Origin of the sequence: Actinotalea alkalitolerans (assembly GCF_023369855.1) — a bacterium.
Taxonomy (GTDB): Bacteria; Actinomycetota; Actinomycetes; order Actinomycetales; family Cellulomonadaceae; genus Actinotalea.
In genome coordinates, this window is the sequence record NZ_JAMBPP010000018.1 from 38,261 (window position 1) to 64,720 (window position 26,460).

20 protein-coding genes are annotated in these 26,460 nt (G+C 69.3%); 7 read left to right on the top strand and 13 right to left on the bottom strand.

Annotation, left to right across the window (positions count from 1 at the left end; all coding sequences use genetic code 11):
* Positions 1-4: 4 nt before the first annotated feature.
* The gene (locus tag M1R94_RS17990; protein ID WP_249383113.1) at positions 5-625 is read right to left on the bottom strand and encodes a TetR/AcrR family transcriptional regulator; all 621 of its coding nucleotides are present in this window, start codon (positions 623-625) and stop codon (positions 5-7) included.
* Positions 626-829: 204 nt separating this feature from the next.
* Between M1R94_RS17990 and M1R94_RS17995 the strand changes: the two genes are divergently transcribed.
* Both M1R94_RS17995 and M1R94_RS18000 read left to right on the top strand, forming a co-directional pair.
* On the top strand, positions 830-2,173 hold the full coding sequence (locus M1R94_RS17995; RefSeq protein WP_249383114.1) for a DUF2254 domain-containing protein: 1,344 nt from the start codon (positions 830-832) through the stop codon (positions 2,171-2,173).
* A gap of 39 nt (positions 2,174-2,212) precedes the next feature.
* Positions 2,213-3,874, top strand: coding sequence for a phospholipase D family protein (locus tag M1R94_RS18000; RefSeq protein WP_249383115.1), 1,662 nt, complete (start codon positions 2,213-2,215; stop codon positions 3,872-3,874).
* A gap of 167 nt (positions 3,875-4,041) precedes the next feature.
* Here M1R94_RS18000 and M1R94_RS18005 read toward each other — a convergent pair whose 3' ends face one another.
* The 3 genes from M1R94_RS18005 to M1R94_RS18015 all read right to left on the bottom strand — a co-directional run bounded on the left by M1R94_RS18005 (position 4,042) and on the right by M1R94_RS18015 (position 7,822).
* A complete protein-coding gene (locus M1R94_RS18005; protein ID WP_249383116.1) occupies positions 4,042-5,406 on the bottom strand; it encodes a ferredoxin reductase family protein in 1,365 nt (454 codons plus the stop codon).
* Between the two features lie 256 nt (positions 5,407-5,662).
* Positions 5,663-7,015 (bottom strand): HNH endonuclease signature motif containing protein, encoded by a 1,353-nt coding sequence (locus M1R94_RS18010; RefSeq protein WP_249383117.1) that lies wholly within the window; start codon positions 7,013-7,015, stop codon positions 5,663-5,665.
* Between the two features lie 165 nt (positions 7,016-7,180).
* Positions 7,181-7,822, bottom strand: a complete 642-nt coding sequence (locus M1R94_RS18015; protein WP_249383118.1) for an arsenate reductase/protein-tyrosine-phosphatase family protein — start codon at positions 7,820-7,822, stop codon at positions 7,181-7,183.
* 166 nt (positions 7,823-7,988) lie between these two features.
* On the opposite strand from M1R94_RS18015, the gene M1R94_RS18020 reads away from it, so the two are divergent.
* The gene (locus M1R94_RS18020; RefSeq protein WP_249383119.1) at positions 7,989-9,086 is read left to right on the top strand and encodes an LCP family protein; all 1,098 of its coding nucleotides are present in this window, start codon (positions 7,989-7,991) and stop codon (positions 9,084-9,086) included.
* Between the two features lie 4 nt (positions 9,087-9,090).
* On the opposite strand, the gene M1R94_RS18025 is transcribed toward M1R94_RS18020, so the two are convergent.
* A complete protein-coding gene (locus M1R94_RS18025) occupies positions 9,091-9,657 on the bottom strand; it encodes an arsenate reductase/protein-tyrosine-phosphatase family protein (RefSeq protein WP_249383120.1) in 567 nt (188 codons plus the stop codon).
* Positions 9,658-9,706: 49 nt separating this feature from the next.
* Positions 9,707-11,311, bottom strand: coding sequence for a tyrosine-protein kinase domain-containing protein (locus M1R94_RS18030; RefSeq protein WP_249383121.1), 1,605 nt, complete (start codon positions 11,309-11,311; stop codon positions 9,707-9,709).
* A gap of 231 nt (positions 11,312-11,542) precedes the next feature.
* On the opposite strand from M1R94_RS18030, the gene M1R94_RS18035 reads away from it, so the two are divergent.
* The 4 genes from M1R94_RS18035 to M1R94_RS18050 all read left to right on the top strand — a co-directional run bounded on the left by M1R94_RS18035 (position 11,543) and on the right by M1R94_RS18050 (position 16,190).
* Complete coding sequence (locus M1R94_RS18035) at positions 11,543-12,469, top strand: NAD-dependent epimerase/dehydratase family protein (protein WP_249383122.1); 927 nt, start codon at positions 11,543-11,545, stop codon at positions 12,467-12,469.
* A complete protein-coding gene (locus M1R94_RS18040) occupies positions 12,466-13,728 on the top strand; it encodes a nucleotide sugar dehydrogenase (protein WP_249383123.1) in 1,263 nt (420 codons plus the stop codon). Before M1R94_RS18035 ends, M1R94_RS18040 begins: the two co-directional genes overlap by 4 nt.
* 61 nt (positions 13,729-13,789) lie before the next feature.
* Positions 13,790-14,989, top strand: a complete 1,200-nt coding sequence (locus M1R94_RS18045) for a glycosyltransferase (RefSeq protein ID WP_249383124.1) — start codon at positions 13,790-13,792, stop codon at positions 14,987-14,989.
* A 10-nt stretch (positions 14,990-14,999) separates the two neighbouring features.
* Entirely contained in the window at positions 15,000-16,190 is a 1,191-nt protein-coding gene (locus M1R94_RS18050; protein ID WP_249383125.1) for an MATE family efflux transporter, read from the top strand.
* Positions 16,191-16,200: 10 nt separating this feature from the next.
* Here the strand turns inward: M1R94_RS18050 and M1R94_RS18055 are convergent, their stop codons facing one another.
* From M1R94_RS18055 to M1R94_RS18085, 7 genes are all read right to left on the bottom strand, one after another.
* Positions 16,201-17,538 (bottom strand): O-antigen polysaccharide polymerase Wzy, encoded by a 1,338-nt coding sequence (locus M1R94_RS18055; RefSeq protein WP_249383126.1) that lies wholly within the window; start codon positions 17,536-17,538, stop codon positions 16,201-16,203.
* Positions 17,539-17,695: 157 nt separating this feature from the next.
* Entirely contained in the window at positions 17,696-18,829 is a 1,134-nt protein-coding gene (gene wecB, locus M1R94_RS18060) for a non-hydrolyzing UDP-N-acetylglucosamine 2-epimerase (RefSeq protein ID WP_249383141.1), read from the bottom strand.
* A gap of 62 nt (positions 18,830-18,891) precedes the next feature.
* Positions 18,892-20,004: a polysaccharide biosynthesis C-terminal domain-containing protein gene (locus tag M1R94_RS18065; protein ID WP_249383127.1), complete on the bottom strand. Its 1,113-nt coding sequence runs from the start codon at positions 20,002-20,004 to the stop codon at positions 18,892-18,894.
* Positions 20,001-21,032: a polysaccharide biosynthesis protein gene (locus M1R94_RS18070; RefSeq protein WP_249383128.1), complete on the bottom strand. Its 1,032-nt coding sequence runs from the start codon at positions 21,030-21,032 to the stop codon at positions 20,001-20,003. The genes M1R94_RS18065 and M1R94_RS18070 overlap by 4 nt, the downstream gene beginning before the upstream one ends.
* A gap of 47 nt (positions 21,033-21,079) precedes the next feature.
* Positions 21,080-22,336, bottom strand: a complete 1,257-nt coding sequence (locus M1R94_RS18075; RefSeq protein ID WP_249383129.1) for a glycosyltransferase family 4 protein — start codon at positions 22,334-22,336, stop codon at positions 21,080-21,082.
* Positions 22,333-24,102, bottom strand: a complete 1,770-nt coding sequence (locus M1R94_RS18080) for an NAD-dependent epimerase/dehydratase family protein (protein WP_249383130.1) — start codon at positions 24,100-24,102, stop codon at positions 22,333-22,335. Before M1R94_RS18080 ends, M1R94_RS18075 begins: the two co-directional genes overlap by 4 nt.
* 257 nt (positions 24,103-24,359) lie before the next feature.
* Positions 24,360-26,180 (bottom strand): nucleoside-diphosphate sugar epimerase/dehydratase, encoded by a 1,821-nt coding sequence (locus tag M1R94_RS18085; protein WP_249383131.1) that lies wholly within the window; start codon positions 26,178-26,180, stop codon positions 24,360-24,362.
* Between the last annotated feature and the right edge of the window lie 280 nt (positions 26,181-26,460).

The following is a 26,460-nucleotide window of genomic DNA, read 5'->3' on the forward strand; positions in this document are numbered from 1 at the left end:
GCCCTCAGCCGTGGTCCTGGCCTGTCATCGGTGCCACCGGTCCGGTCAGGTACCGCTGCAGCGTCGGGGCGATCGCCGCGACGACCTCGTCGTGCGTCGCGGACGCCAACGGTTCCATCGCCAGCACGTAGCGGGCCAGCACGAGGCCCCCGATCTGGGTCGCGACCAGGGCGCTGCGCGTCTCTGCGAGCACCGGGTCGGGCTCGACCCGGTTGACCACGGGACGCACCCCGCGGGCCAGCACGAACTCCTTGGCGAGCCTGGCACCCCACTCGTGCTGGGTCGCCGTGCGCACCACCGCGAGGATCGCCGAGGACATCGGTGAGTCCCACAACCGCAGCACGGTGCGCAGCGTCCCTTCGGCGAGGTCCTCGACGGGTCCGGCGACGACGTCGCGCAGCAGGTCGGCCAGGTCGACCGGTGCGCGGACCGATTCCATGAACAGGACGCTCTTGGAGCCGAAGTGGTGACGGATCATCGCCGCGTCGACGCCTGCCCGCGCGGCGATCTCGCGCGTGGTCGCGGCGTCGTAACCCCGCTCGGCGAAGACGTCCCGTGCGGCGCCCAGCAGGGCCTCACGGCTGTCCGACGGTCCGGGCCGGCGCCCGCGGCGAAGGGTGCTCACGGGCGGCTCACCTCGTGCCGGATCGACGTCCCCACCGGGCTCGACACCGGGCTCGTCACCGGGCTCGACGCGGGGTCGTCGGGGTCCAGGGGCGCCGTCACCCTGCCAGGGTAGGGCGGGTCCGGGAGGGGGACGACGTCGAGGCCCGTGTCGCCGGGGCCGGTCGTGTCGCCGCACCCCTGCCGGCCTGGCAGGGTGGGCCAGGTGAACCTCCTCCAGCGGGTGAGTGAGCGGTTCTGGTTCATCCCTGCCGTGCTGTGCGTCGGTGCGTTCGTCCTCGCCGAGGTGCTCGTCGCGGTCGACCAGCGCATCGTCGGTGCGGCGATCCCCGCGTGGGCCGAGATCGTGCTGTACCGGGTGGGGGAGAGCGGCAGCCGTGACGTCCTCGGGGCGATCGCCTCGTCGAGCCTCGCGGTCGCAGGGACGACCTTCTCCATCACGATGGCGGTGCTGGCGCTGACGTCGTCGTCGTACGGACCGCGACTGGTCCGTAACTTCATGGCCGACCGCGGGAACCAGGCCGTGCTCGGCGTGTACGTCGCGACCTTCCTCTACAGCCTCCTGGTCCTGCGTGCCATCCGAGTGCCCGGCGACCCCGGTGACCAGGAGGCCGAGGTCTTCGTCCCGCACCTCGCCGTGAACGCGGCGGTCGTCTTCGCGGTCGTGAACGTGGGTGTGCTGATCTACTTCATCCACCACATCAGCGACTCGATCCAGATCTGGACGTTGGCCGCAGGCGTCCGCGGGGACCTGCATGCGGCGGTCGAGCGGCTGTACCCGGCCGACGTCGGCCGCAGCCGCCCGCCGGGCGATGCGCACGGGTCCCGAGACGGCCTGCCCGACCACGTGGCACGCGAGGGTGTCGCGGTGCATGCCGACGGTCCCGGGTACCTCCAGTACGTCGAGGACGAGCGGTTGATGTCCGTCGCGCGGAAGAACGACCTGGTGCTGGCCCTGCAGGTCCGGCCCGGCCAGTACGTCCTCGAGGACACCGCGGTGGTCCTCGTCCACCCGCCCGGCCGTGCGGACGACCAGGTCCGGGCGGCGTTGGGCCGGTGCTTCGTGGTGGGGGACGCCCGCAGCCCGTACCAGGACGTCGAGTTCGCGGTGCAGCAGCTCACCGAGATGGCGGTCCGCGCGCTCTCACCGGGAACCAACGATCCCTACACGGCGCAGAACGCCCTCGACGACCTGTCCACCGGGCTCGCCGTTCTGGCGCAGCGGAAGGTTCCCGCACCTGAGCGGTACGACGAGGACGGTGCGCTGCGGGTGCATGCGCCGCGCGTCGAGCTGGAGAGCCTGCTCGACCAGGTGCTGGACAGCATGCGGTGGTACGCGGTCGGGGCGCCGTCGGTGATGCACGCGACCCTCGAGCTGGTCCGGCGGACGGGCGAGCACGCCCGGTCGGTGTCGGTCAGGACCCACCTGGTGGGCCACGTGAGGCTGCTCCGGTCGGCGTTCGCCGCGGCAGGGCACCACCGCCACGACGTCGACCGCTTCGAGGCGCACGCGGACCGCGTCGTGGCCCTGGTGACGCAACCCGCCTGAACCACGGCGGCGGGTGCGCGGGTGTGGGAGTTTGGGCTGGTGCCCCGAATCCCGATCCCCCTGCGGCGCGACGGCCACCGGCTGACTGCGCCCACCCTGCTCGACGTCCCGGCCTCGCAGAGCGGCGAGGAGGCGCACGACTGGTTCCTCACCGCCTCGCAGCGGGGCAACGACGCGACCCGGCTGCGCCCGTGGACCCAGGGAAACAGGGTCAGGGCGCTGGTGCACGGCAGCTCCTACTTCGCGGCACTCGCCGGACGTCTCGCACGGGTCGGTCAGGGCGACCTGGTGATGTTCGCCGACTGGCGCGGTGACCCCGACGAGCGGGTGGCGGACGAGGGCCCCACGGTGTCCCAGGTCCTCGCGGGTGCCGCGCAGCGTGGTGCCTCCGTCAAGGGCCTGCTGTGGCGCTCGCACCTGGACCGGTTGCGCTTCTCGGGCGAGCAGAACCGGAACCTCTCCCAGGACGTCAACGACGTGGGTGGCGAGGTGCTGCTCGACCAGCGGGTCCGACCGTTCGGCAGCCACCACCAGAAGTTCTTCGTCCTGCGCCACCCCGGCGCTGCGGGCGACGACATCGCGTTCCTGGGCGGGATCGACCCCGCCCACGGCAGGCGTGACGACGCCGATCACCGTGGTGACCCGCAGTCCGTGGGGTACTCCCGGTGGTACGGCGACACCACGGCGTGGCACGACGTCCAGATCGAGCTCCAGGGCCCGGTGGTGCGTGACGTCGAGGACGTCTTCCGGGAACGGTGGGAGGACCCGGCTGCGCTCTCCCGTCTGCCGTGGCACGTGCTGCCCGACCTCGTCCGACGCCTGGACCGTGACGCCGGCGAGCTGCCCGCACCGATGCCCGACCCGCCCGCGGCCGGGACCTGCGCCGTCCAGCTGCTGCGCACCTACCCCAACCGGTGGCCCGGCTACCCGTTCGCCCCCGACGGCGAGCGGAGCGTCGCCCGCGGCTACGCCAAGGCTCTGCGGCGGGCCCGGAGCCTGGTCTACGTCGAGGACCAGTACCTGTGGTCGACCGACGTGGCGAGGGTCTTCGCCGACGCGCTGGACCGCGAGCCCGGGCTGCACCTGGTCGTGGTGGTCCCGCGGTACCCGGACCAGGAAGGGCGTCTGGGGCGATCAGCCGCACGCCTGGGTCACGCCCAGGCGCTGGAGATGGTGCTCGCGGCGGGGGGCGACCGGGTCCAGGTGCTCGACGTCGAGAACCACCTGGGTGAGCCGGTCTACGTCCACGCCAAGGTGTGCGTGGTCGACGACGTGTGGGCCACGGTGGGCAGCGACAACTTCAACCGGCGGTCCTGGACCCATGACTCCGAGCTCACGGCCGCCGTGCTGGACGACGAGCGCGACGGCCGCGCGCCGGTCGACCCCGCGGGCCTGGGCGACGGCGCCCGGGTCTTCGCCCGCTCCCTGCGGCTCGAGCTGTGGCGCGAGCACCTGGACCGTGACTCCGACGACGACCTGCTCGATCCGTCCGAGGCGGTCGAGCTGGTGCGCCGCAGCGCTGCGGCCCTGGACGCCTGGCACTCCGGTGGGCGCGTCGGCCCTCGGCCTCCCGGCAGGCTCCGTCGGCACGTGGCCGAGGTACCCGCCGGATGGCAGCGGTGGGTGAGCGCACTGCCGTACGGGGCGGTGCTCGACCCGGACGGACGGCCGCCGCGGATGCGGGTCCACGGTCACCACTGAGGGCGCGGTGCCCTCAGCCGGGGTTCTGGAGCGCCACGAGAGCGAAGACGACGCACGCGACGAGCAGCAGGACGGTGACCGCGACGACGGCCCGCAGGGTGTACTGGTGGCGCACGGTGCAGCTCCTCGGGGGCGTCGGTCGTCGGTCGTGTCAGTTGTCGCTGGTCTCAGACGAGGTCGAACAGCTCGAGGTCGAGGTGGCCGGCCGGCACGCCACGTGCGAGCAGCGCCGCCTGGACACCGTCCATCATGGGCACCGGCCCGCAGAGGAAGTAGCGTGCGCGCTCGGGGTGGTCGCCGAGGTGGCGGTCCAGCACGGCGCCGTCGATGAGGCCGCTCTCACCCGTCCAGCCGTCGTGCGGCTCGGCGAGCACGTGCACCACGGTGAGGTGCAGGCGTTCCTCGAGGTCGGTGAGCTCGTCTCGGTACGCCACGTCCTGCCAGCTCTCGTTGGCGTAGAGCAGCAGGCAGGGTCGCCGGTCCCCACGGTCGGCCAGGGTGCGCAGCATGCTCAGGACGGGTGAGATGCCGATGCCTCCGGCGACGAAGACGAACCGCGGGCCCTCGTTGCGTTCGTAGCTGAAGACCCCGTACGGGCCGTCGAGGTAGGCGCGGGTCCCGGGCCGGAGCCGGCCGACCGTGGAGGTGAAGTCCCCGGCCTCCTTGATCGCGAACGTCACGGTCCCGTGCTCGTCGGCCGACGAGGAGAACGAGAACGGGTGCTCACGCACGGCGAAGGGGCTGCGGTCGATCGTGAGCCAGGCGAACTGTCCGGGGGAGAACCGGACGCCCTCGTGCCCGAGGGGTCGCAGGGTGAGTGTCCACACCCCACCGCGCTCGGCCTCGACCGAGACGATCTCCCATCGTCGCCGGCGCAACCGCCACGGTTGCACGAGGTAGACGTTGACGAGCAGTGCGACGAAGACCGCCGACATGAGGATCCACAGCCCGCGCTTCCAGAAGCCGTCGACGTAGTACCCGACCCGTTCGATGTGGATCAGGGCACTGACCACGACGGTGACGGCGAGCGCGCCGTGCAGCACCCGCCACGCCTCGTAGGGCAACCGGAACCGGGTGCGCCACACCGAGGTCACGATCAGGGCGACGAGCGCGAGGATCGAGGTCTGCCCGAAGCGCGCGGTCCAGTCAGCGGTGACGGGGTTGAGGATCTCGGCGAGCGCAGGGTCCTGGATGACGATGATCGCGGGGTGCGCGAGGACGAACCCGAGCGCCACGAAGGAGATCATCCGGTGGTAGTTCAGCACCACGTCCAGACCGTAGGGCGCGGTCACGGCCGAGAACCGGCTCACCGTCGCGAACTGCAGACCGAGCAGGGACAGGCCCACGAAGCCGAGCCCCACCGACAGCTCGAGCCAGAAGCCTCGCCCGGGTGGAGGGTTGGCCGTGACCGCGACCACGAGCGGGGTGACCCCGACGAGCAGGTACATCAGCAGCCATCCGGACCCCTTGGCGGCGGCAGCCGCCCCACCCGCGGGGGAACGGGTCGGCGCCTCGCCGTCAGCTGGTGTCATCGGCGTCCTCGATCGTCACGGTCGGTCCACCTGCGTACGTCTCCACCCTGCCTGGGGCGACGGCATCCTGCGAGCCGAGCCGAGCCACCCGAGCCGAGCTACCCACCCGAGCCGAGCCAGCCACCCGAGCCACCCGAGCCGAGCCAGCCACCCGGGCTGAGCCACCTCTGGCCGAGCAGAGCAGAGCCGAGCCACCCCACCCCGCGCCGCGCCCAACGTGCACCCTTGGCGGGACCGGTGACCGATCGCCCGTGACTCAGTGTGCGAGCACCACCTGCCGTCCGTGGTCGCTCGTCCGTTCGCCTGCTCGGGGCGTGCCTCTGGCAGGCGGGGCGCCCGGCCACGTCGCGGTGCCTGCGGAGTACGTCACCTCGTCGCCGGGCCTTCGGACTGTCCAGCCGGTCTCGGACCGGTGGATCACCAGATGTCGCCGATGCACGAGGTCGTGGTGATGCCAGCACAGGAGGATTCCGTTGGCCACCGAGGTGCGCCCGCCAACGTTCCAGGGTTCGACGTGGTGGATCTCGCCCAGGCGCGGCGGAGCCGAGCACCCGGGGTAGCGGCACGAACGGTCGCGGGCCACCACGGCCCGGCGTAGCTGCCCCGAGTACGTGCGGTGCGCGCGGCCGACGTCCAGCACGCTGCCGGTCGGGCCGAAGACGATCCGGGTGACCTCGCTGTCGCACGCGAGCCGGGCCAGGAGACCTGGCGTGATCGGCTCGCCGTCCTCGAGCTCGGCAGGCGCCAGGCCTGCCCCCTGCTCAGCCGATGGACCGGCGTTGCCCTCGAGCGCCTGGAACGTCTCCCACGGGACGTGGACCGACAGGTGCGGACGCACCTGTGCTCCGCCCCCCGCGAGGCCTTGGTCCAGGACGACCCGAGCGAGCCCGGCCAGCGCGGTCGCGTTCCGCTCGTCGGCGCTGCGGGTGTCGTCGGCCGCGGGAACACCGGTGATGGCTCGTAACGCCGTCTGCAGTGCGGTGCCGTGCTCGAGCGTCAAGAACCCCTGGAACGTCACGCCGTCCTCACGACGGGAGAACGTCAGGTACTCCTTGGCCTGGGCTCGCTCGTGCTCGGCCTCGGCCGCCTCGGCGTCCACCCGGATCGCCCAGCGCCGGACCTCACGCCGGTACTCGTCGACCCCGGTGCGGCGAGCCCTGTCGAGCAGGTACGTCTCGTTGCGGTCGGCCCTGTCGCTCCGAAGGGCGGCCCGACGTGCGTCGGACGTCGGGGCGAGTCTGGCCAGCACCTGGGCGTGCTCGAGGGTGATCTGGCCGTCGGCGACGGCTCTGCCGGTCGAGGTGAGGTCCGCGTCCAGCGCCCGTCCGAGCGCTGCTTCCTGACGAGCGGCACCGACCGACATCGAACGTTGCCGAGCTGCCCACTGGGGGAAGGTGCGCGCACCGGAGGCCTCCCACCGCCCGTCCGCCTCGACCCGGTGCAGCAGACGGGCGGCGAGCAGCTGTGCCTGGTCGGCGACGGCTCGCAGCGTGGTGTGGAGGGATCCCGCCAGCAGAGCGTCGATGCCGTCGACGTCGGCAGACATCAGGGCGCTGGTGGCGGCGTGGAGGGACGCGATCTGCTGCTGCAGCCCGTCGGCGTCTGCCACGGTCACCCTCCTCGCCCTTGTCCTCCGTTCGAACAAGTGTACGAGCAGCCGCTGACATCGGGCCGTCATCCCCAGGGGCGATCGCCGTCACGGGGCAGGGACGATCGCCGTCACCGGGCAGGGGCGATCGCCGGCACGGGACGTCGACCGTCTCGTCCCACGCTGCTACCCCTGAGGGCGACCGCCCGGGGTGGGGGACCGGCCAGCCAGTCCACCCATGGCGTGCAGCCCGCGCCACTGGCTCGGGGCGGCGGCCCCGGCGATGACGCGGGCGCGGGTGCGCAGCTGGTCGAAGGTCGCCTCGTACTGGCTGAAGGTGCCGCCGTAGGGATCCTCGATGTCGTCCGCGGTGACGTCGGCCAACGAGCGCCGTCGCGCCGCGGCCAACGGGATCAGCGCGCTCAGACGTTCGGCGGGTGTGGCCTCGGGCAGGTCAGCGAGGTCGACGGCCGCCGTGAGGCGTGCGAGCTCGCGCAGGGTGAAGGTCCGGCGGACGGCCGGGGGGTGCAGGTTGACGACGTCAGCGCGGTGCTCCCGGGTCATGGTCAGCACCAGCCCGGCCTCCCGGAGCATCCCCGCGGTGACCTGCCGCGCGGCGAAGCCCTCGGTCGGCAGGCCGGCGAAGTCCATCAGCGTGGCCATGTGCGCGGTGATCGGCGCGCCGACCACGGCGCGCGTCCCGGCGCTGGCCACCGAGACGTCGGCGCCCGGGCCGATCTCCGCCTCGAGCAGTCGCTCGGCGGCCGGCGACCGGCAGATGTTCCCGGTGCAGACGACGAGGACGTTGAGGTGGAGGTCGCGGCTCACCGATCCAGTGTGGGGGCTCGTGCCCGATTTGTGTAGGTATGGCGAACGGTTGGTTCGGGAGTCAGGGCTCGGTGACCATGGAACCTTCACCAGTGGCCCAGAATCCTCACGCCTCGACCGGCGGAGCACGCCAGGCGGGTTGTCCGGGTGCCCTAGCGTGTTCTCCGTGCCGGACCACGTAGACGACGTAGATCTCTTCCAGGACGTGCCGCGCGAGGAGCGACCCCGTCGCCGCCTCCGTGATCGCTGGGTGCTGGTGACGGCGCTCTCGTTGATCGGTGTGCTGGTGCTCGGGGGTCTCACGGCGGCGCTCGTCCTGCGGAACAACCTGGACCGCAACGTCGAGCGGATCGCGGACCCGTTCGAGTCGTTGCCGACGCGTCCGCCGGTGGCCTCTGCGGAGCCTGGTGCGGCGTCCGACCGGACACCGATGAACATCCTGGTGGTGGGCACCGACAGCCGGATCTCCGCGGGGGACCCGAGCCAGTGGGAGCGCGGTGGTCAGCGCACCGACGTGATGATGCTGGTGCACCTCCCGGCGGACCGGGAGTCGGCGTACGCGATGTCCATCCCGCGTGACTCCTGGGTGGACATCCCGGGGCACGGCCAGGCGAAGATGAACGCGGCGTTCTCCTACGGCGGCCCGAGCCTGCTGATCCAGACCTTCGAGCAGCTCACCAACGTACGGATCGACCACTTCGCGGTGACCGACTTCGAGTCGTTCACGTCGATCACGGACTCCCTGGGCGGGGTGCAGCTCACCCTGAAGAACGACCTCCTGGCGCGCGACCGACGGACTGTCCTGGTACCCGCGGGGATCCAGACCCTCGACGGTGAGCAGGCGCTGACCTATGTCCGGGAGCGCAAGACCCTGGCCCGCGGTGACTTCGACCGGGTGCAGCGGCAGCAGGCCTGGATGCGGGCGATCTTCCAGAAGGTGCTGAGCGAGCAGACCGTGCAGAACCCGACGCGCTGGGTGCCGTTCCTGGATGCGGTGACCAGCTCCGTCGCGGTGGACGAGGGCCTCACCATGGACGTCATGCAGGACCTGATCGGTCAGGTCCGCAACCTGCGCTCGGCCGACATCGGCTTCTTCACCGTCCCGATCCAGGGGACGGGCACCAGTGCGGACGGGCAGAGCATCGTGATCCTCGACCAGCCCGCCTTCGACGACCTGATGGCTGCGGTCGCCCAGGACGACCTCGGCACGTTCCTCGAGCAGAACCCCGACGCGGTCGACTCGCTGCCGTCGGTGGCGCCCTGAGTGCTCAGCCGCGCGCGACGGCGGCGATGACGTCAACCGCCGGACGGAGCTGATCGAAGGACTCGCGGTACAGCGACTTGTCCCCTCCCCAGGGGTCGACGACGTCGTCCTCACCTGCGGGACGTGCGTGCAGACCACGCTGCGACGCCGCGATCGGGGCCAGTGCGGCGAGGCGCGCGGCCGGGGTGCCCGAGGGGATCTCGTCTGGATCGATCGCTGCGGCCAGCCGGGCGAGCTCGCGCAGCGTGAAGGTGCGGCGTACGGCGCCCGGGTACAGCTCGACGATGCGGGACCTGTGCGAGCGGGTGAGCCCGATGACCAGGTCGGCCTCGCGCAGCAGCCCCTCGGTGAGCTGGCGGGCGGCGAACTCCTCGGTCGCGGCGCCCGCCGCCCCGACGAGCTCTGCCATCTCTCGGGGCATGGGGGCGCCGACCATCGCTCCGACCCCTGCGCTGGTGACCTCGACCCCTGAGTCCGGACCGAGAGCCTGGGTCAGCAGCCGCTCGACAGCGGGCGACCGGCAGATGTTGCCGGTGCACACCACGAGGACTCGGAGGTGATGAGCGGTCATGAGGTGGCTCCTGTCGGGTCGGCGGACGGTCGTCGGCAGGGCTCCACGGTCAGGGCTGCTGGGAGTCGTGCCCGCCGATGATCGGTCGGCCTGGCCAGGTGGTGGCCCCGGTGCCCTCCGGGGAGCCGAGGAGGTCGTCGAAGGAGCTGACCTGGGAGTCCCTCGCGGCGACCCGCGTGGTCGTGCGCCGTGGCGGAGTGCGACCGTGGCGCTGAGGTGTCGTGTCCGGGATCGCGGCGGACGACGCGGAGCGCCGCCGACCAGCCCTCTTTCGGTTCGCCTTCTTCGTCATACCGGTGCTTGTGCTCGTCGGCGAGTAGTCGTAGTACGTGTAGTTCTCGCCGTGCTTGCGCGACAGGCCGTTGAGCACGATGCCGAGCACCCTGGCGCCGACCGTCTCGAGGGAGCCGATGGCGTCCCCGAGCTGTGCTCGGTGGAGCTTGCCGGAGCCGACGACCACGAGTGCACCCCCCGCGAGCTTGGCCAGGATGGCTGCGTCGGTCACCGGCAGCAGGGGTGGGGTGTCGAGCAGCACGATGTCGTACTGGCGGGTCAGGTCGGCGAGCAGGTTCGCCATGGACCGGGAGCCGAGCAGCTCGCTGGGGTTCGGTGGGATCTGGCCGGACGGCAGGACGTGCAGCAACCCGTTGCCCCAGGGCTGGACGACGTCCTGGACGCTGGCGCGTCCGATGAGCACCGTCGTCAGCCCGACCTCGCCCTCGATGCTCATGTACTCGGCGACGGACGGTCGACGCAGGTCGGCGTCGACCAGGATCACGCGTGATCCGGAGTCGGCGAGCGTGATCGCGAGGTTGATGGAGGTTGTCGACTTGCCCTCTCCGGGTAGCGCAGAGGTCACGACGATGGAGTGCGGCCGGTCGGCGATGTCGAGGAACTGGAGGTTGGTCCGCAACCGGCGGAAGGCCTCCGCACGCAGGCTGTGAGGGTTCGTCTGGACGATGAGCGGATGTTTCGGGGCGTCTTCGTCGTAGCCGACGGTGGCGATGACAGAGGTATCGGTCACGTGCTTGACGTCGTCGTCGGACCGGACCTTGGTGTCCAAGATCTCACGGAGCAAGGCGATCCCGAACCCCAGTGCGAGACCGAGGACGAGTCCGAGCGCGACGTTGCGCTGGGGGTTGGGGCTCGCCGGGTCGAGGGGCACCGTCGCCTCACGCACGGTGTTGATCTGGACAGGGGAGGGCTGGCCGTCGGCCGGCTGCTCGAGCTCGGTGACCTGGGTTGCCAGGCTGATCGCCACCGCGTTGGCGACGTCACGCGCCTCCTCGGGATCCTCGCGAGTGACCGAGATGTTGATCAGCACTGTGTCCAAGGGGGAGCTCGCAGCGATCGAGCGGCCGAGCCCCTCGGGAGAGTCCGTCAGGCCAAGCTCATCGATGACCGGCATCAGCACGCGAGGACTGGTGACCAGATCCGTGTAGGACTTGACCTGGCGCTGGGTGAAGTTGCTGCCCTGGACGAGGTCCGCCGTGGTCCCTCCGGTGCGCACCGAGACGAAGACCTGCGACCTGGCCTGGTAGGTGGGGGTGGCGAGCAGTGTCACAGTGATCGCCGACGCCACGACGAGAAGCGCGACTAGGAGGATCGAGACCCAACGCTTGCGTAGGACTGCCAGGTAGTCGTGAAGTTCCACTGCATGCTCCTGCTCCGTGCGGCGTCGTGGCCGCAACCGACCTCGGGTATGTTCTCACGCCCGGTCCGGGACCCCGATGCGCCGAGCACCATTCTGTGCAGTTGTCCGGAATGCCCATCTTCCATGGTCCGGTGGCGGCCTCCTCCCTGCCGGAGGTCATCCGTTGGTGCGGCCGGCGCCAACTACAGTGGCGAAGGCGGCGAACGCCACACCGCAGATGAGAGGAACCGCATGCGCCTGTTGATCACGGGAGGAGCCGGATTCATCGGCTCAAACCTGACCAAGGCCGCGGAGGCGGAGAACATCGACGTCACGGTGCTCGACGACCTCTCGACGGGCCATCGGGCCAACCTCGACGGCACCCGCGCCAGGTTCGTCGAAGGATCAGTTCTTGATCGTCGGTGTGTTCGCGACGCGCTCACCGGAGTCGACACGGTTGTCCACCTCGCGGCACTCGGCAGCGTCCCGCGTAGCATCAAGGACCCGATGGCGAGCCACATGGCGAACGCCACCGGAACGCTCACCGTTCTGGAAGAGAGCCGGGATGCGGGTGTCGAGCACATCGCGGTGTCGTCCTCCAGCTCGGTCTACGGGATGAACCCCGCCTTGCCCAAGGGCGAGCGTGAGTGGGTGCGCCCCATGAGCCCCTACGCCGTCTCGAAGCTCGCCGCTGAGCAGTACGTCCTGGCCTATCAGCAGTCCTTCGGCATGCGGACCCTGGCCTTCCGGTTCTTCAACGTCTATGGGCCGGGACAGCGTGCAGGTCACGTGTACGCGGCGGTGATCCCGGTCTTCATCGACGCGATGCTCCGAGGAGTCCCGCTGCCGATCAACGGCGACGGGTCGAACTCGCGGGACTTCACCTACGTGCGCACTGTCTGCCAGGTCCTCGTAGATGCGGCGACGCGCCGCGTCACCCACCCCGAGCCGGTCAACCTCGCCTTCGGGACCAACACGACGCTCACCTCGCTCGTCGACACGCTGCGCGACGTCTCGGGCAGGCCGGTCGAGGTCGAGCACCGTGAGCCGCGGCCCGGGGACGTCAGCCACTCACAGGCGGACAACGCCACGTTGCGCTCGCTCTTCCCTGACATCGCGCCAGTGACCCTGGACCGAGGGCTCACCGAGACGTTGGCCTGGATGGAGGCGTCACGGTGAAGAAGCTCGTTGTCATCGGCCAGGGCTACGTAGGCCTCCCCATGGCGCTGCGCGCCGCCGAGAAGGGATTCGTCGTCGTCGGTCTCGACACGAACGAGCGGATCGTTCGTGAGCTCGGTGTCGGACGCTCGCACATCGACGACGTCTCCAACGAGGAGCTGGCTGAGGGGCTTGCCGCGGGCTACACCGCATCGAGCGACCCGACCTGCATCGCCGATGCAGACGTCGTCGTCGTGTGCGTCCCCACTCCGCTCAGTGTCGATGGGGGCCCGGATCTGCGCCCGGTCGAGTCGGCGGCGCGGACCATCGGTCAGCACATCAGGCACGGGGCACTCGTCGTCCTGGAGTCGACGACGTATCCGGGCACCACCGAAGAGGCCTTCGCGCCTCTGGTGAGCGGTGACCTCGAGATCGGCCGGGACATCCACGTGGCGTTCTCTCCCGAGCGGATCGACCCGGGCAACGCGACCTTCGGCGTGCAGAACACGCCCAAGGTGGTCGGTGGCCTCACCCCGGCGTGCACGCGTGCGGCGAAGGACTTCTACTCCGTGTTCGTCGACGTCGTCGTGGAGGCGAAGGGTGCCAAGGAGGCCGAGATGGCCAAGCTCATCGAGAACACGTTCCGCCACGTCAACATCGCCCTGGTCAACGAGATGGTCCGGTTCTCCCACGAGCTGGACATCGATCTCTGGGACGCGATCGACTGCGCAGCGACCAAGCCCTTCGGGTTCATGGCGTTCCGTCCCGGTCCGGGGGTCGGCGGCCACTGCATCCCCGTCGACCCGTCGTACCTGAGTCACCGCGTCAAGGCCCAGCTCGGGTACGCGTTCCGGATGGTCGAGCTCGCCGAGGAGATCAACGCTGCGGCGCCCCTGTACGTCGCCGACCGGTTGTGGCAGGCGCTCAACGACAACCGAAAGTCGGTGAACGGCTCGAAGGTGCTCCTGCTGGGAGTCACCTACAAGCCGGACATCTCCGACTGCCGCGAGAGTCCGGCTGTGCCGCTCGCCCAGCGGCTCGCGTCGTGGGGCGCTGAAATCAGCTATCACGACCCGTTCGTCCCGCAGTGGTCTCCGCGAGCAGGCGCGGCGAGCTTGTCCAGCGTCGAGGATCCGTACCGGGCCGCGTGCGAGGCGGATGCCGCGATCCTCCTGCAGGCCCACCGCCACTACGACCTCGAGCGGCTGGCCGCGGAAGGCTCGCTGCTGCTCGACACCAGGGCTGCGCTTCCCTGGGGTGGTGGGGTCAACCGCCTCTAGTGAGTCCACGAGAGCTCAGCGCATCCACTGATGCTCCCTCGACCCCCTCCCGGAGGCGTGAATGCATTCCAGCCCCCATGAATCGACGCTCATCGTGGCGACGGACGTGCGAGTGATCGAACGCGAGGAGAGCCGGTTCGTTTCGACTCATCCGACAGTAAGTGTCGACAGCCTTGAGCGATACCTCCTGACCGGGCTGGAGTGCCGCCTTGTCGCACGCGTCGCCGAGCCGACCAGCGACAGGGCGGTTGGGGATCTGGCGCATCCACGCCTCACGGTCATCCCGTTGTACGGCGACGACAAGAAGCTGAGCGCCGTACGACGGGTGCTCGCAACTGTGGCGCAGCTCATTCGCGTTCCCATCTCACGCGGTGACATCGTGGTGGTCAGGCTCCCGGAGTTCATTGGCGTCCTCCTGTGGTTCCGCGCGAAGCTCGCACGGGCGGTGGTCGTCTCGAACGTCGTGGCCGACGTGACGGCTGTCCGCGAGCACTTCGGGCGGGCGGCACCCGCAGGGACCTGGCTGCTGCGTCGTGCTGTCAGATGGATGGTTGCCCGCTCCTCGGCGACGGCCTACGTCACTCGCCGTACGTTGCAGGCGCTCTACCCCCCTCGATCGACCGTGCCAAGCATCAGTGCGAGCAACGTGCGACTTGGGCCCGAGTCCTTCACCCACGCGGCCCGCACCTATGACCATGTCGGACCCGACAGCACCGTCCGTTTGGTCGCAGTTGGGTCGCAGGAGTCGCTCGCGAAGGGCCACGACTTCTTGATCAGGAGCCTGATGCCACTGAAGGGGACGGGGCTCTCGGTGACCCTGGATCTGGTGGGAGAGGGCTCGTGCCAAGCTCAGCTGGTGGCGCTCGCTCAGCAGCTCGGCGTCGAGGATCGGGTGAGGTTCCTGGGCTTCGTATCTGACCGTACGTCATTGAACGCCACGCTCGACGCGGCGGACTTCTTCGTCATGCCCTCTCGAACGGAGGGCCTACCTCGAGCGATGGTCGAAGCCATGGCGCGAGGACTGTGCTGTATGGGCTCCGCCGTGGGCGGCATCCCGGAACTGGCTCCGCCCCAAGCTCTGTTCAGGGTCGACGACGTGGAGTCGTTCCGCCAAGTCCTGATGCGCCTGGTCAGCGACCCGTCGATGGCGGGACGAATCGCTGCGCAGCAGTGGAGGGACGCCCTGGACATCAGCAACTCTGCGAAACCAGATCGATTCGCGCAGTTTCTGACCACACTCGGTAGACGCGATGGCGCGTAGTCGTCGGCGCGTGATCCTTGGACTGGTCGACCAAGGTCTCTCGAGCGCCAGCAACGCCCTGGTTCTCGTTGCCTTCGCACGAAGCAGTGGTGTGGAACAGTTCGGCCGGCTTGCTCTGATCTTCCTGATCCTGACGACGCTCCTAAGCCTCACGCGCGGCTTCTTGGGAGTGCACCTCGTGCGTCTTGGTGGCGACCACCGGAGATTGGTGGTGGAAGGGCGCTTTGCCGTCGCGACCGGCATCCTTCTCGGTTTGACTGTCTCGCTGGTTGCGATCCTTGTGTGCTACGCGATCGGTGCCGCCCCAGCGGTCTGGGTGCTTGCACTTGCACCGCCATTCATCATCTGGCAAGACGTGCTTCGCTACTACTCAGTCGCGTCTGGGAGGGCGGGTTCGGCAGTCCTGTCCGACGGCCTGTGGTGTGTGGGAAGCGTTGCAGCGGTTGTGCTAACCGCTCTCTCCACTCAGGTTTCACCGTTCCACATCAGCCTCCTGTGGGTGTCCTCAGCAGCAGCGGCGCTCCTCGTCCTCGCCACGACCGTGCCGCTGCCACCACGGTGGCGAGGACTCCGCGAGTGGATGGCCGACGGGCGGGCAGAACGGTCGTCCTTCGGGCTCGAAGGAGTCGTCTCCGCTCTGAACAGTGTGGCTGTGCTTGCTGTGGTCACGGCCATACTCGGTCTGAGCGCCACCGCGGCGCTCCGTGGCGCGGGGACGATCATCGGGCCCCTGAGCCTCCTGATGTCCGCACTGCCACTTGTCGTCATCCCGGAGCTTGCGCGAGGGGGTGCCGCTCACGATGGTCGCGAGGCTTGGAGAAGGCTGCGATGGTGGGGTTTGTCGATCAGTTTGCTCGCACTCTCCATAGGAGTGATCGCCCTCGTATTGCCTTCCTCCGTGGGGACCGCTCTGCTCGGTGAGACGTGGCCGTACGCGCAGCGAGTGCTGCCGCTGATGGCGCTGGAGTACGCAGCACTTGCATGGCTCCATGCGGCGGGCGCCGGATTCCGCCTCCTTGGTCAGGGGCGGCGTCTTCTCTCGATCCGGGTGCTGGCGGCCGTCAGTGCTCTCGGCGCAGCCGGCTTGTTGGCGTTGACCGGCGATGTTGTGTTTGTGGCTGCAGGTCTGGCACTCGTTGCGATGGGAGCCGCCGTCGTTGCCGTGATCGTACTTCGTGGTGTCGGTCCTGCGACCAATTGATGCATGTGCCTCAGTGGCCGTGATCACGATCAGGCTGCCGGAGAGACGGTGCGGAGTTGTGGCTGCGTCGGGCCGGGTCCGTCGACCGTCTCGTCGAGACCGTCCTGGCGTAGGCGAACAGGATCGTCGCCAAGATCGAGGGGATGAGCAGACTCTTGATGGTGCCGAGGGCGTCGGAGCGAATCGCGACGGGAAGCACGATGACGAACAGTGGGTAGAGAACTGCCCTCGTCCGGACGATGGGCCACCCTGTCCGAGCATGTGCCCATGCGCCGAACAGGCCGAAGACGAAGCACGCCACGAACAGGCCAATCGCTCCAAAGTTCAGATAGCCCTCAGCCGGGACACTGAAGGCAAGGCCCTGGTTTGGATTGGTGAATCCGATGAGGTCCCTGAAGGCATATGTCCCGGTATCGTACGGCGGTCCGAAGAGGCGATTAGCGACCGGCGACGGAAGCTGCCTCAGGAGGCCTGAGACATAAGTGCTGCCCGAAGCGTGGACAACGGTGGAAGGGACCTCCAGCGCCGTCGCGCCCGTGGTGTAGGTAGCGACTGACCAGTCTGTAAGGACGGTGCTCAGCGCGGAAGCCGTCGTTGATACCGATCTGGCTGCGTCCCGGTAGGCCAGTACACCCACCGCGAATGCGAGCATAGCGCCGAAACCGATCGCGATACGTCTGAGGCGGATCCTCGCTCGTGTTGCCGCATAGAAGACCGCAAGCAGAACCATGAGGGCTGTTCCGCGTTCTCCGGAGAGGCCCATTAGGGCTACCACACCGAGCGCAACCCCCCAGTCGTAGACGGTCATGAGGCCGGTCGGTCTCTTCGCACGGTGGCTGGAGAGAACGATGAGCACTGCGATGGGAGTGAGGATTGCGGTGAGCGATTCTAGTGTCTCAGCCGTGCCGTAGGTTGTCTGGCCGGCGCCGCGCACCAAGAGCGCCCCAGTGGCTACGTCTCGTGCTGACACGGCCAAGGGAAGAAGCATGAGGATGCGGGCGGCCGTCAGGAGTGTCCGCCTGTCGTGCGGTATAGCTTGTTCGTCGCGGCGGGGCGTGAACCTCATCCCGAGACCTAACGTCGTGCCGACGACCGCGAGGCTCATGAGCAGAGGCGTCAGGTTGGACATCCTGGCAGCGCCGAATCCGAGAAACGAGCTGCCGTTCACAAAGATCGCCCAGGCCGGGGTAAGGAATGACATCGCGATATACGCGTTCGGGAAGAGCAAGGGATCGAATGCATCGAGGTAGCCCTTGTCTGCGCGCGACCTACGCATACCGATGGCTATTCCCACAGCAGATGCTGCCGCGGCGAGGATGAGAGGAACTCGAGGGTCTCCGAAACTCAACGTGGCCAACGTCGCGAGGAATCCTGTCGCCAGCGCGGCAAATATCGCAAGAAGGTGAGGGATTACGGAATGATGTCGCGCATCACCATGAAGGGGTGTTGTTGGTGACCGGTATCGTCGCGCCTTGGGTGACCTGAGCGTTACGGCTCGACCGGTGTCAGAGGTCACGAACACCTGCCCATGCGAAGTGTCGCCTAGCGGTGGACTGGATGAATGCCGCGACCCGGCTCGAGGTGTCTTCGACGAGGTAGTCAGCCGGAGTCGCGCGCCGTCGTTCGCCCCTGGCCAACCTGGTGCCGCTGACCAGGCGCACCGCCGCCACGACATCCCGCGCGTCGAGCCCTGTCATCACGATCCCCCCCGTGTCGAGCGCCTCGGGCCGTTCGATCGAGTCCCGCAAGGTGACCGCGGGGAAGCCCAGGATCGTCGACTCCTCGGCGATGGTGCCCGAGTCGGACAGCACGCACCGTGCGCCCAGCTGGAGGCGGTTGAAGTCGTGGAAGCCGAAGGGCTCGTGGAAGACGACTCCCTCGGGCTCGGTCCAACTCGGGAGGGCTTCGAGCCGCTTGCGTGTGCGGGGGTGTGTCGAGACGTAGATCGGGAGCGCCCACTCGGTGCGCACCGCCGTCAGGCAGTCGAGGAGCATCTGGAGCCGGGCGGGGGAGTCGACGTTCTCCTCGCGGTGGGCGCTGACCAGGAAGTACTCGCCCTCGGTGACCCCCAGGCGGGTCAGGACGTCCGAGGCATCGATCTGCTGGCGGTAGTGGTCGAGCACCTCACGCATCGGGGAGCCGGTGTGCAGGATCCGCCGGGGGTGCAGCCCCTCCGCCAGGAGGTTGCGGCGGGCGTGCTCGGTGTACACGAGGTTGAAGTCAGCCACGTGGTCGACCATCCGGCGGTTGGTCTCCTCGGGGACCTTCTCGTCGAAGCACCGGTTCCCCGCCTCCATGTGGTAGACGGGGATGCGCATCCGCTTGGCCATCACCGCGGCGATGCAGCTGTTGGTGTCACCCAGGACGAGCACGGCGTCGGGCCGCTCGGTGAGCAGCACCTCCTCGGTGCGGATGAGCGTCTCGCCCAGCACCCTGCCCAGGGAGGACGTGTCGACACCGAGGAGGTGGTCGGGGGCGCGGATCCCGAGATCCTGGAAGAACACCTCGTTGAGCGTGAAGTCGTAGTTCTGCCCGGTGTGGACGAGCACGTGGTCGAACGCCTCGTCGAGTCGTGCGATCACCCGGGACAGGCGGATCAGCTCGGGTCGGGTCCCGACGATCGTCATCACCTTGAGCATCGGACCGGGACCAACCTTCGTGTCGTGACGGGCTTCGTCAGGGGTCTTGCCTTCAAAGGTGGTCACGTCCCACCCGGTCCATCGTCGCGGACGACCTTCTCCGGGAACGTGTCCGGCGCTGCGGGGTCGAAGAGCTCGTGCGTCCAGAAGAGCGTGGTCAGGTCCGAGCCGCCGGTGTTCGTGATGTTGTGAACCCACAACGGTGGCATGTCCACAGCCACGGGTGCGTCGCCGTTCACGTCGAACGAGACGACGTCGTCGGTGAACAGGCGGCGTAGCGAGATGCGCGCGGTGCCGCCGATCACCACGAAACGTTCAACCTTGCGCAGGTGGAAGTGCTCACCTCGGGTGACTCCGGGGCGTGTGGTCGAGGCGAAGGTCTGCCCCTGCCCGCCGTGGGCGCGGACCACCTCGACGAGGCTGCCCCGCTCGTCGCTGCGCGGGCTCAGCGTGATCGGGTAATGCTCCGGGAATCGCGCTGCGCGCAACGTGTTGAACAGGTCGATGTCCAGGTCGGTCAGCAGCGGCGGGATGTCACCCGTGGCGTACAGGGCGTTGAAAGTGCGAAGCGTCTCGAAGACGCTGAGCACCGTCGTCGGAGTTCCCGGGGGGTCGAGGCGGTCCTCGGTGGTCGTCAGGGCCTCGACCAGGGCACGAGCCGCGCCCTGGACGTGCAGCAGGTCGACGGGACGGTCGGCGATCTCCGGGACCTCTCCGGCGAGGACGGCGTGCACGAAGGTCGCCACGAAGGAGTTGTAGCGCGGGCGTCCGTGCTCGCCGAACAGGTTCGGGAGTCGGACGTCCACGAAGGCTGAGCCCAGTTGGCCTGCAGCAGCCGACAGGGCGTCCGCGGCGGCACCCTTGCCGACGCCGTAGGATGTCCCGTTGCCCGCCTGGATCGAGTTGGTGTACACGATGCGAGGGCTCGAGCCGCTCGCCAGTGCGGCGGCGGCGACGTCCTGGGCGAGGCGAAGGTTACCCTGCTCGACCTCGAGGTCGGTCGCACGGTTGACCCCTGCGACGTGGATGATCGCGTCGACGCCACGCATGAGCGTGGTCAGGTCACCCCACGATGCGCGCGTCACCGCCACGACGTCGTGCCCGGTCATCGCCCGGAGGTGCGCTCGGGTGTGCCAGCCGAGGAACCCGGCGGCACCGGTCAGCAGGACCTTCATCGGTCGGCTCCTGTCAGCGCCTGGATCTCCGGGAGCTCCAGGAGCAGGGACTTGGTCTGGTCGACGTCCATGCGCTCGGTGCTCGCCGAGGTGTAGTCCTCGTGCTCGATGACCTCCGGCTCGCCCTCGTCGAAGTAGAGCTCGTACTGCATCGAACGCGCGTCGAGCGGGACCCGGAAGTACGCGCCACGGTCCTCGGCCTTGACCATCTCCTCGCGGGACAGGAGCGTCTCGTGCAGCTTCTCCCCGTGCCGCGTACCGATGCGGCGCAGGTCGGGGTCGTCCACGCCGAGAAGCTGGGCGACCGCCGTCGCGAGCACCTCGACGGTGCAGGCAGGGGCCTTGCGGACGAAGAGGTCCCCGGGCTCGGCGTGGGTGAAGGCGTACTCGACGAGGTCCACCGAGGCCTCGAGGGACATCAGGAAGCGCGTCATCCGGGGTTCGGTGAGGGTCAGCGGCTCTCCGGCGAGCACCTGCTTGACGAACAGTGGGATGACCGATCCGCGCGAGTACATGACGTTGCCGTAGCGGGTCACCGAGACCGTCGTCCCGGAGGTGGGGTGGTTGCGGGCGAAGGCCTGCGCCGTCTTCTCCATCAGCGCCTTGGACATGCCCATCGCGTTGACCGGGTAGACGGCCTTGTCGGTGCTCAGGAAGACCACCGACCGGACGCCGGCGGACGAGGCGGCGTCGATCACGTTCTGACTACCCACGACGTTCGTCTTGACCGCCTGGTCGGGGAAGAACTCGCACGACGGGACCTGCTTCAGGGCTGCGGCGTGGAACACGAAGTCGGTGCCGACCACGGCGTTCGCCACGCTCGAGGGGTCGCGGACGTCCCCCAGGAAGAACTTGAGACGCGAGTCCGAGAAGCGGTTGCGCATGTCGTCCTGCTTCGCCTCGTCGCGCGAGAGTACGTGGACGGCGTGGACGCCTCGCCTCAGCAGGTGACCCACCATCGTGGAGCCGAACGATCCGGTGCCTCCGGTGATCATCACGGTGGCGCCGAGCATCGGGTCGGATGTCATGGAATGGATCTCCTTGTGCAGCGGTGGAGAAGGTCGGTCGGCCGACGTCATCGGGCCACCGCCTCCAGCGACTCGACGATACGGGCTGCGGTGACCTGGGCGGTGAGGTGCTGCTCGTAGTACCTGCGCCCTCGCCGAGCCATGGCCCGACGGCCGGCGGGGCCGACGTCGTGCATGGCGAGCACCGCGGACGCCAGCGCGGACGCGTCACCTGCGGCGGCGGTGACGGCCGCCCCGGACTCGCGCAGGAGCCGGGCTCCGTCACCGTCGAGGTGGCCGATCACGGGCACCTCGGAGGCGAGCAGCGAAGCGATCTTGCTCGGGGTCGTGAGCCGCAGGAACGGTGAGGCAGCGAGCGAGACCAGCTGGGCGTCGGCGGAGGCCATGAGCGCGGGCACCGACTCCTTGGGGACGCGGCCGTGGAACGTGACCGAGGACAGCCCTCGCCGCCGCGCGTCGGTCTCGAGGCGGTCGCGGGCGATACCGTCCCCGACGACCGCGAAGCGGAGGTGATCGTGGCCGGCGAGGATCTCGGCTGCGTCGAGCAGCGTCTCCAGGCTCTGTACGTCGCCGATCGCACCGACGTACATCACGGTGAAGGGCCGGTCGGGGGCGACGTCGACACCGGCACCGTCATCCTGCCCATCACCACCCACACGGTTCGTCGGACGGAAGAGCGACTCGTCGGTCGGGTTGGGGACGTAGATGATCTTCGCGGGGTCCGCCGAGGGGTGCCTCTCGAGGATGAGGTCCCGCACACCCGGGGAGATCACCCCGATGACGGCCGCCCGTCGCTCGGTCAGCCGGACGATCCCGTCGATCACCCGTGCCGCGACCCGCCCTGCTGCGCCGCCCGGGAACATGCCGCTCTCGAGGAGGGAGTCCGGCCACACGTCCTGGACGTGCAGGAAGTAGGGAACTCTCCCGTAGCGGGAGTGCAGCAGCAGTGGCAGGCTCACCGACACCGGGGAGTTGTAGACCCACAGCGCATCGGCGCCGCGCAGCGCCCCGGACGTCGAGGCCGACAGAGCGAAGCTGGCGTAATTCATCGACCTGCCGAGGGCCGACCCGTCATGGCTGGGATGGAGCGGCACCCGTGTCACCGAGATGCGCGGGGCCGGCCGCGAGACCTCCCGCCACCGCTGGGTGTACCCGGGGTAGACCGTGCCCAGCGGGTAGTTGGGGTACCCGGTGAGGACGCTCACGGTGTGGCCGGTCCGGGCGAGCTCACGCGCCAGGACCCCGGGGATCGCTGCCGGACCCGGTTCGGGGTCGAACCACTGGGAGAGCATCCCGATCCTCATCGGCCACCCTCCGCCCGCGGGCGGAGCGTCTCCCGGACGTACGACCGCCCATCGAGGCTCACCGACCGGGCCCACGACGCTTCCTGCCTCTGGCCAAGCCACATCACCTCTACGCGCCGTACCAGACCGTTCAAGCCTGGGACCACGCGCCCAGCGAGGTAGCCGATGCTCACAAACGCACGGCAGGCCGATGCCGGGAGCAGGAGCGGGCGGCGCCCACCGGCAGCTTCCAGGACATCGGCGGTCGTGAGCCCCTCCCACGGCTGGAGGACGATCGAGGGCACGGCCCCGGGGTGGGAGCCCACGTGCCGGACGAACTCCACGAGCCCGTCGAGCGAGCTGACGACCGTCGGACGGTCACCCGGACGTGCCGTGGAGGCGAACCGGGACCGAGCGACGCGCTGGAGCTGGACCGTCGTGGGACGGCCCGGTCCCTGCACGGACGTGGCACGGACGACGACGACGCCCGTACCGTCCGGTGACGGCCTCCAGGCGTCGAGGAGGAGCGCTGCCTCACCGACCGCCTTCGAGCGAGAGTAGGGCGAGAACGGGGACGTCTCCGACGACTCGTCCAGCACACCCCTGCGGCCCTGCACGGCCGCAGAGCTCAGATGGACAAACCTGCGGGCGCCCGCCAGCGCCGAGGCGGCTGCGGCGACCGCGGGCAAGAGCGAGTTCGCTCCCGAAAGGGCCGCTCCCGAGGGCCCGTCGGGTGCGGCGATCCCCGCCGCGTTCACCACGACCTCCGCCCCCTGGAGGTCCTCGACCAGGGACTGAATCGTCACCGTGCAGTGGCGTGCCCGGAGGGCGGTCTCCCGTGGGGTCGCCGTCGGGTCGAGCTCGAGCCGTGGTGCCGCGACCTCGACGACCTCGAACCCGTGGGTCCGCAGCTCGGCGACCAGCGCACCGCCGATGAAGCCGCTCGCCCCGATGACAGCCCACCGCGGAGCGGTGCTCGGTGAGGTGGCCGCTGAGATCCGGCCCTCTGGCATGGGGTCCAACGGCTCTGCATCCGAGCTGAGGAGGCGGGGGAGCGCCAGGTACACCGCGGCAACCGCGGCGATGGCGATCGTCGACACGGCCGTACCACCGGGAGCACCCGGCAGTGCGAGGAGCCCGAGCGCCGAGGTGAGGGCCGTGGCACCCGCAACGATGGCCGAGGTCTGCACATGGGTGAGTCCACGGTCGGTCAAGCGCTGGTAGCAGTGCGATCGGTGCGCCTCGAACCAGCGCTCACCGTTGACGACTCGGCGCAGGAGGGTCACCCCCGTGTCGGCCAGGTAGATCGCGACTGGACCCAGGACGGTGATCGCCGGGACGCCCTCGGCGAACGCGGCGAGGCACAGGATCGCAATCGTCGCCCCGAGGAGATAGCTGCCGACGTCACCGAGGAACACCGCACGGCGCCCGAGGTTCCATGGGAGGAACCCGAGGAAAGACATCGCCAGGACCACGCCCCCAAGGACGAGCCAAGGCAGGCCCATGAGGCCACCGACCGTCGCCAGGGCCGCTCCCACCACCAAGCCGTGCAAACCGGAGATCCCGTCGAGACCGTCCATGAAGTTGGCGACGTTGACATAGGCAGCGACCGCCAGACCTGCCGCGGGGACGGCCCACCACGGCAGGTCAGAGACGGTCGCGAGCGCCGCCGCCCCGGCCAGGGCGATGAGCAGCTGCGTCACTGCGCGGAACCGCACGGGGATGCCCTTGACATCCTCGGCCCAGCCGAGGGCTGCCGCCGCCGAGGCAACCGCGAAGAGGATCACGAGGAGCCTCCTGCCCGCCTGGTCTGGGACGAGAACGAGGGCGAGACCACCGCCAACTGCGACCGCTAGCCACACCGTCAGACCGGCTCCGCGCAGTGCCGGTGCAGTGTGCGACGAGCGGTCGTTGGGAACGTCCACCGAGCCTATGCGGCGTAGATACGGCAGCAGGGCCGTCGGTGCGACCGCGCTCACCGCCAGGACAGTAAGGGCAGCAGCGGTCACCGCTCCGAAGGACATCTACTTTGGACCTGTTTCGCTCACGAGCCCGACGACCGGCGGGAGGCCGGGACGTGCGGGAGCGGTGGGCAGGCAACCTCACGCATCCACGAGCCGGCACCGTCGTGCGAGAGGAGACGAGCCCCCCGGACTGCTGAAGCATCGATCCTCGGCACCGGCACGCTCGTGAGGAGCGGGTTCGCGGTACGCCGCTTCGGCTCCTGGACCGAGAAGAGTTCCTCGGTGAGCTTCTCCCCGGGACGGAGACCGGTGTACCGGATCTCCACATCCTTGCGGCCCGACATCGCGATCAGCGTGGTCGCGACGTCGACGATGCGGACCTGGTCACCCATCTCGAGGACCATCACCTCGCCGTCCGCGCCGATCGAACCGGCCTCGAGGACCAGCTGGCAGGCCTCCGGTATGAGCATGAAGTACCGCTCGACGTCCGGGTGCGTCACCGTCACGGGACCCCCGCGCTCGATCTGCGCGGTGAACAGGTGCACGACTGATCCTCGAGACCCCAGGACGTTCCCGAAGCGGACCGAGACGTAGCGGCCCGGCTGGGTGTGGGAGAAGTCCGCAGTGAGCCGCTCGGCGGTCCGCTTGCTGTAGCCCAGGACGCACGTGGGATCGGCGGCCTTGTCGGTCGAGATGTTCACGAACGTCCCGACCCCGACCTCGGCCGCGGCCGTCAGGACGTTCAACGTCCCCAGGACGTTGCTCTTCCACGCCTCGAGCGGGAAGGACTCGAGCAGCGGAAGGTGCTTGAGGGCGGCGGCGTGGAAGACGATGTCGGGCGCAGCCGAGCCGAAGACCTCGCGCAGGGTGTCCAGGTCGCGGATGTCCGCCAGGACGATCTCGTCACCCTCGAGCAGGCCCTGCCCGGTCAGGCTCATCTGGGTGGCCTGCAGGCCGGACTCGTCCCGGTCCAGGAGGTACAGCTTGGCGGGGTCGAACCGGGCGATCTGTCGGCACAGCTCCGAGCCGATGGACCCGCCGGCACCGGTGACCAGCACACGGCGACCCGCGATCTGCCCGGCGATCACCTCGGTGTCGAGCACGATCGGCTGGCGGCCCAGGATGTCCTCGAGGTTGACGTCACGGAGGTCCTGGACCGAGAGCTTGCCCCCGATGATGTCGTGGAGGGGCGGCAGGACCAACGTGTCCAGGCCTGCCGCCGTGGCCGCCTCCGACAGCTCGCGGACCAGGGCGGCATCCGCCGACGGCAGGGCCACGACCAGGGCCGACGCGTCGTAGGCACGCGCGACCTCGGCGATGTCCTCGCGCGTGCCACGGACACGCACCCCGTCGATGCGCAGCCGCCGCTTGGAGCGGTCGTCGTCGAGCAGGGCGACAGGGAAGTACCCCGCCTGCTCATCCCTGACCATGCTGCGCAGGAGCCGTCGACCGGCGTTGCCCGCGCCGAAGACGATCACCCGTCGCTGATGCCTCCTCGAGCCGGCGCGACGGTCACGCCAGCTGCGGACCAGGAAGCGCCCGGCGAACATGCCCGTCAGCGCGAAGGCCCCGGCGATGAGCGGCACGCTCCGGGGAACCAGGAGGGGAGAGGCGGCGAACGCCCACACCGCCAGGCCGGCGGCGGTGATCGCCACGGTGCGACTGATGTCGGAGGACTCCTCGAACGAGCCGCGCTGGTGGCTCACCGCGTAGGGGCCGGCGAAGAACCCGACGGCAACGTGCAGCGCGACGGCCACTGCTGCGACCAGCAGCGTGCCGCCCACCAGGACCGGTTCCAGGTCGAAGTCGAACCGCAGCCACGTGGCCAAGAGGATCGCGGCGAACCAGATCAGGGCATCGATGACCGCCCAGGCGCTGCGATGCAGCCTTTCGCGCTTCAAGAAGGTCCATAACCGCACAAATGCCCCCTGGTGTGCAATGCGGGTCGGCGCGCCGATCATTCGCTGAGGCGTGCGCAGTCCCGTCACGGCTTCGACCGTACTCCCGGTAGTCGGGACCAAGGGCCGGGTAGTCACGATTTGTCCCCACCAAACATGCCGCACGTCACACTTGTCGGCGTACGCCGCGACCGTCCCGCCCCACATCCCCGAGCGCACCTCGAGATGTCGCCCGCTCCCGCCCCCCGTCGCGTTCAACTCCGGGCCGCCCCTGCCGATGAGT

Coding starts and splice junctions, on each gene's coding strand:
- M1R94_RS18005 (WP_249383116.1), bottom strand. CDS start 5,406: ATGACACCAGCTGACGGCGAGGCGCCGACCCGTTCCCCCGCGGGTGGG.
- M1R94_RS18025 (WP_249383120.1), bottom strand. CDS start 9,657: ATGACCGCTCATCACCTCCGAGTCCTCGTGGTGTGCACCGGCAACATC.
- M1R94_RS18035 (WP_249383122.1), top strand. CDS start 11,543: ATGCGCCTGTTGATCACGGGAGGAGCCGGATTCATCGGCTCAAACCTG.
- M1R94_RS18045 (WP_249383124.1), top strand. CDS start 13,790: ATGCATTCCAGCCCCCATGAATCGACGCTCATCGTGGCGACGGACGTG.
- wecB (WP_249383141.1), bottom strand. CDS start 18,829: ATGCTCAAGGTGATGACGATCGTCGGGACCCGACCCGAGCTGATCCGC.
- M1R94_RS18065 (WP_249383127.1), bottom strand. CDS start 20,004: ATGAAGGTCCTGCTGACCGGTGCCGCCGGGTTCCTCGGCTGGCACACC.
- M1R94_RS18070 (WP_249383128.1), bottom strand. CDS start 21,032: ATGACATCCGACCCGATGCTCGGCGCCACCGTGATGATCACCGGAGGC.
- M1R94_RS18075 (WP_249383129.1), bottom strand. CDS start 22,336: ATGAGGATCGGGATGCTCTCCCAGTGGTTCGACCCCGAACCGGGTCCG.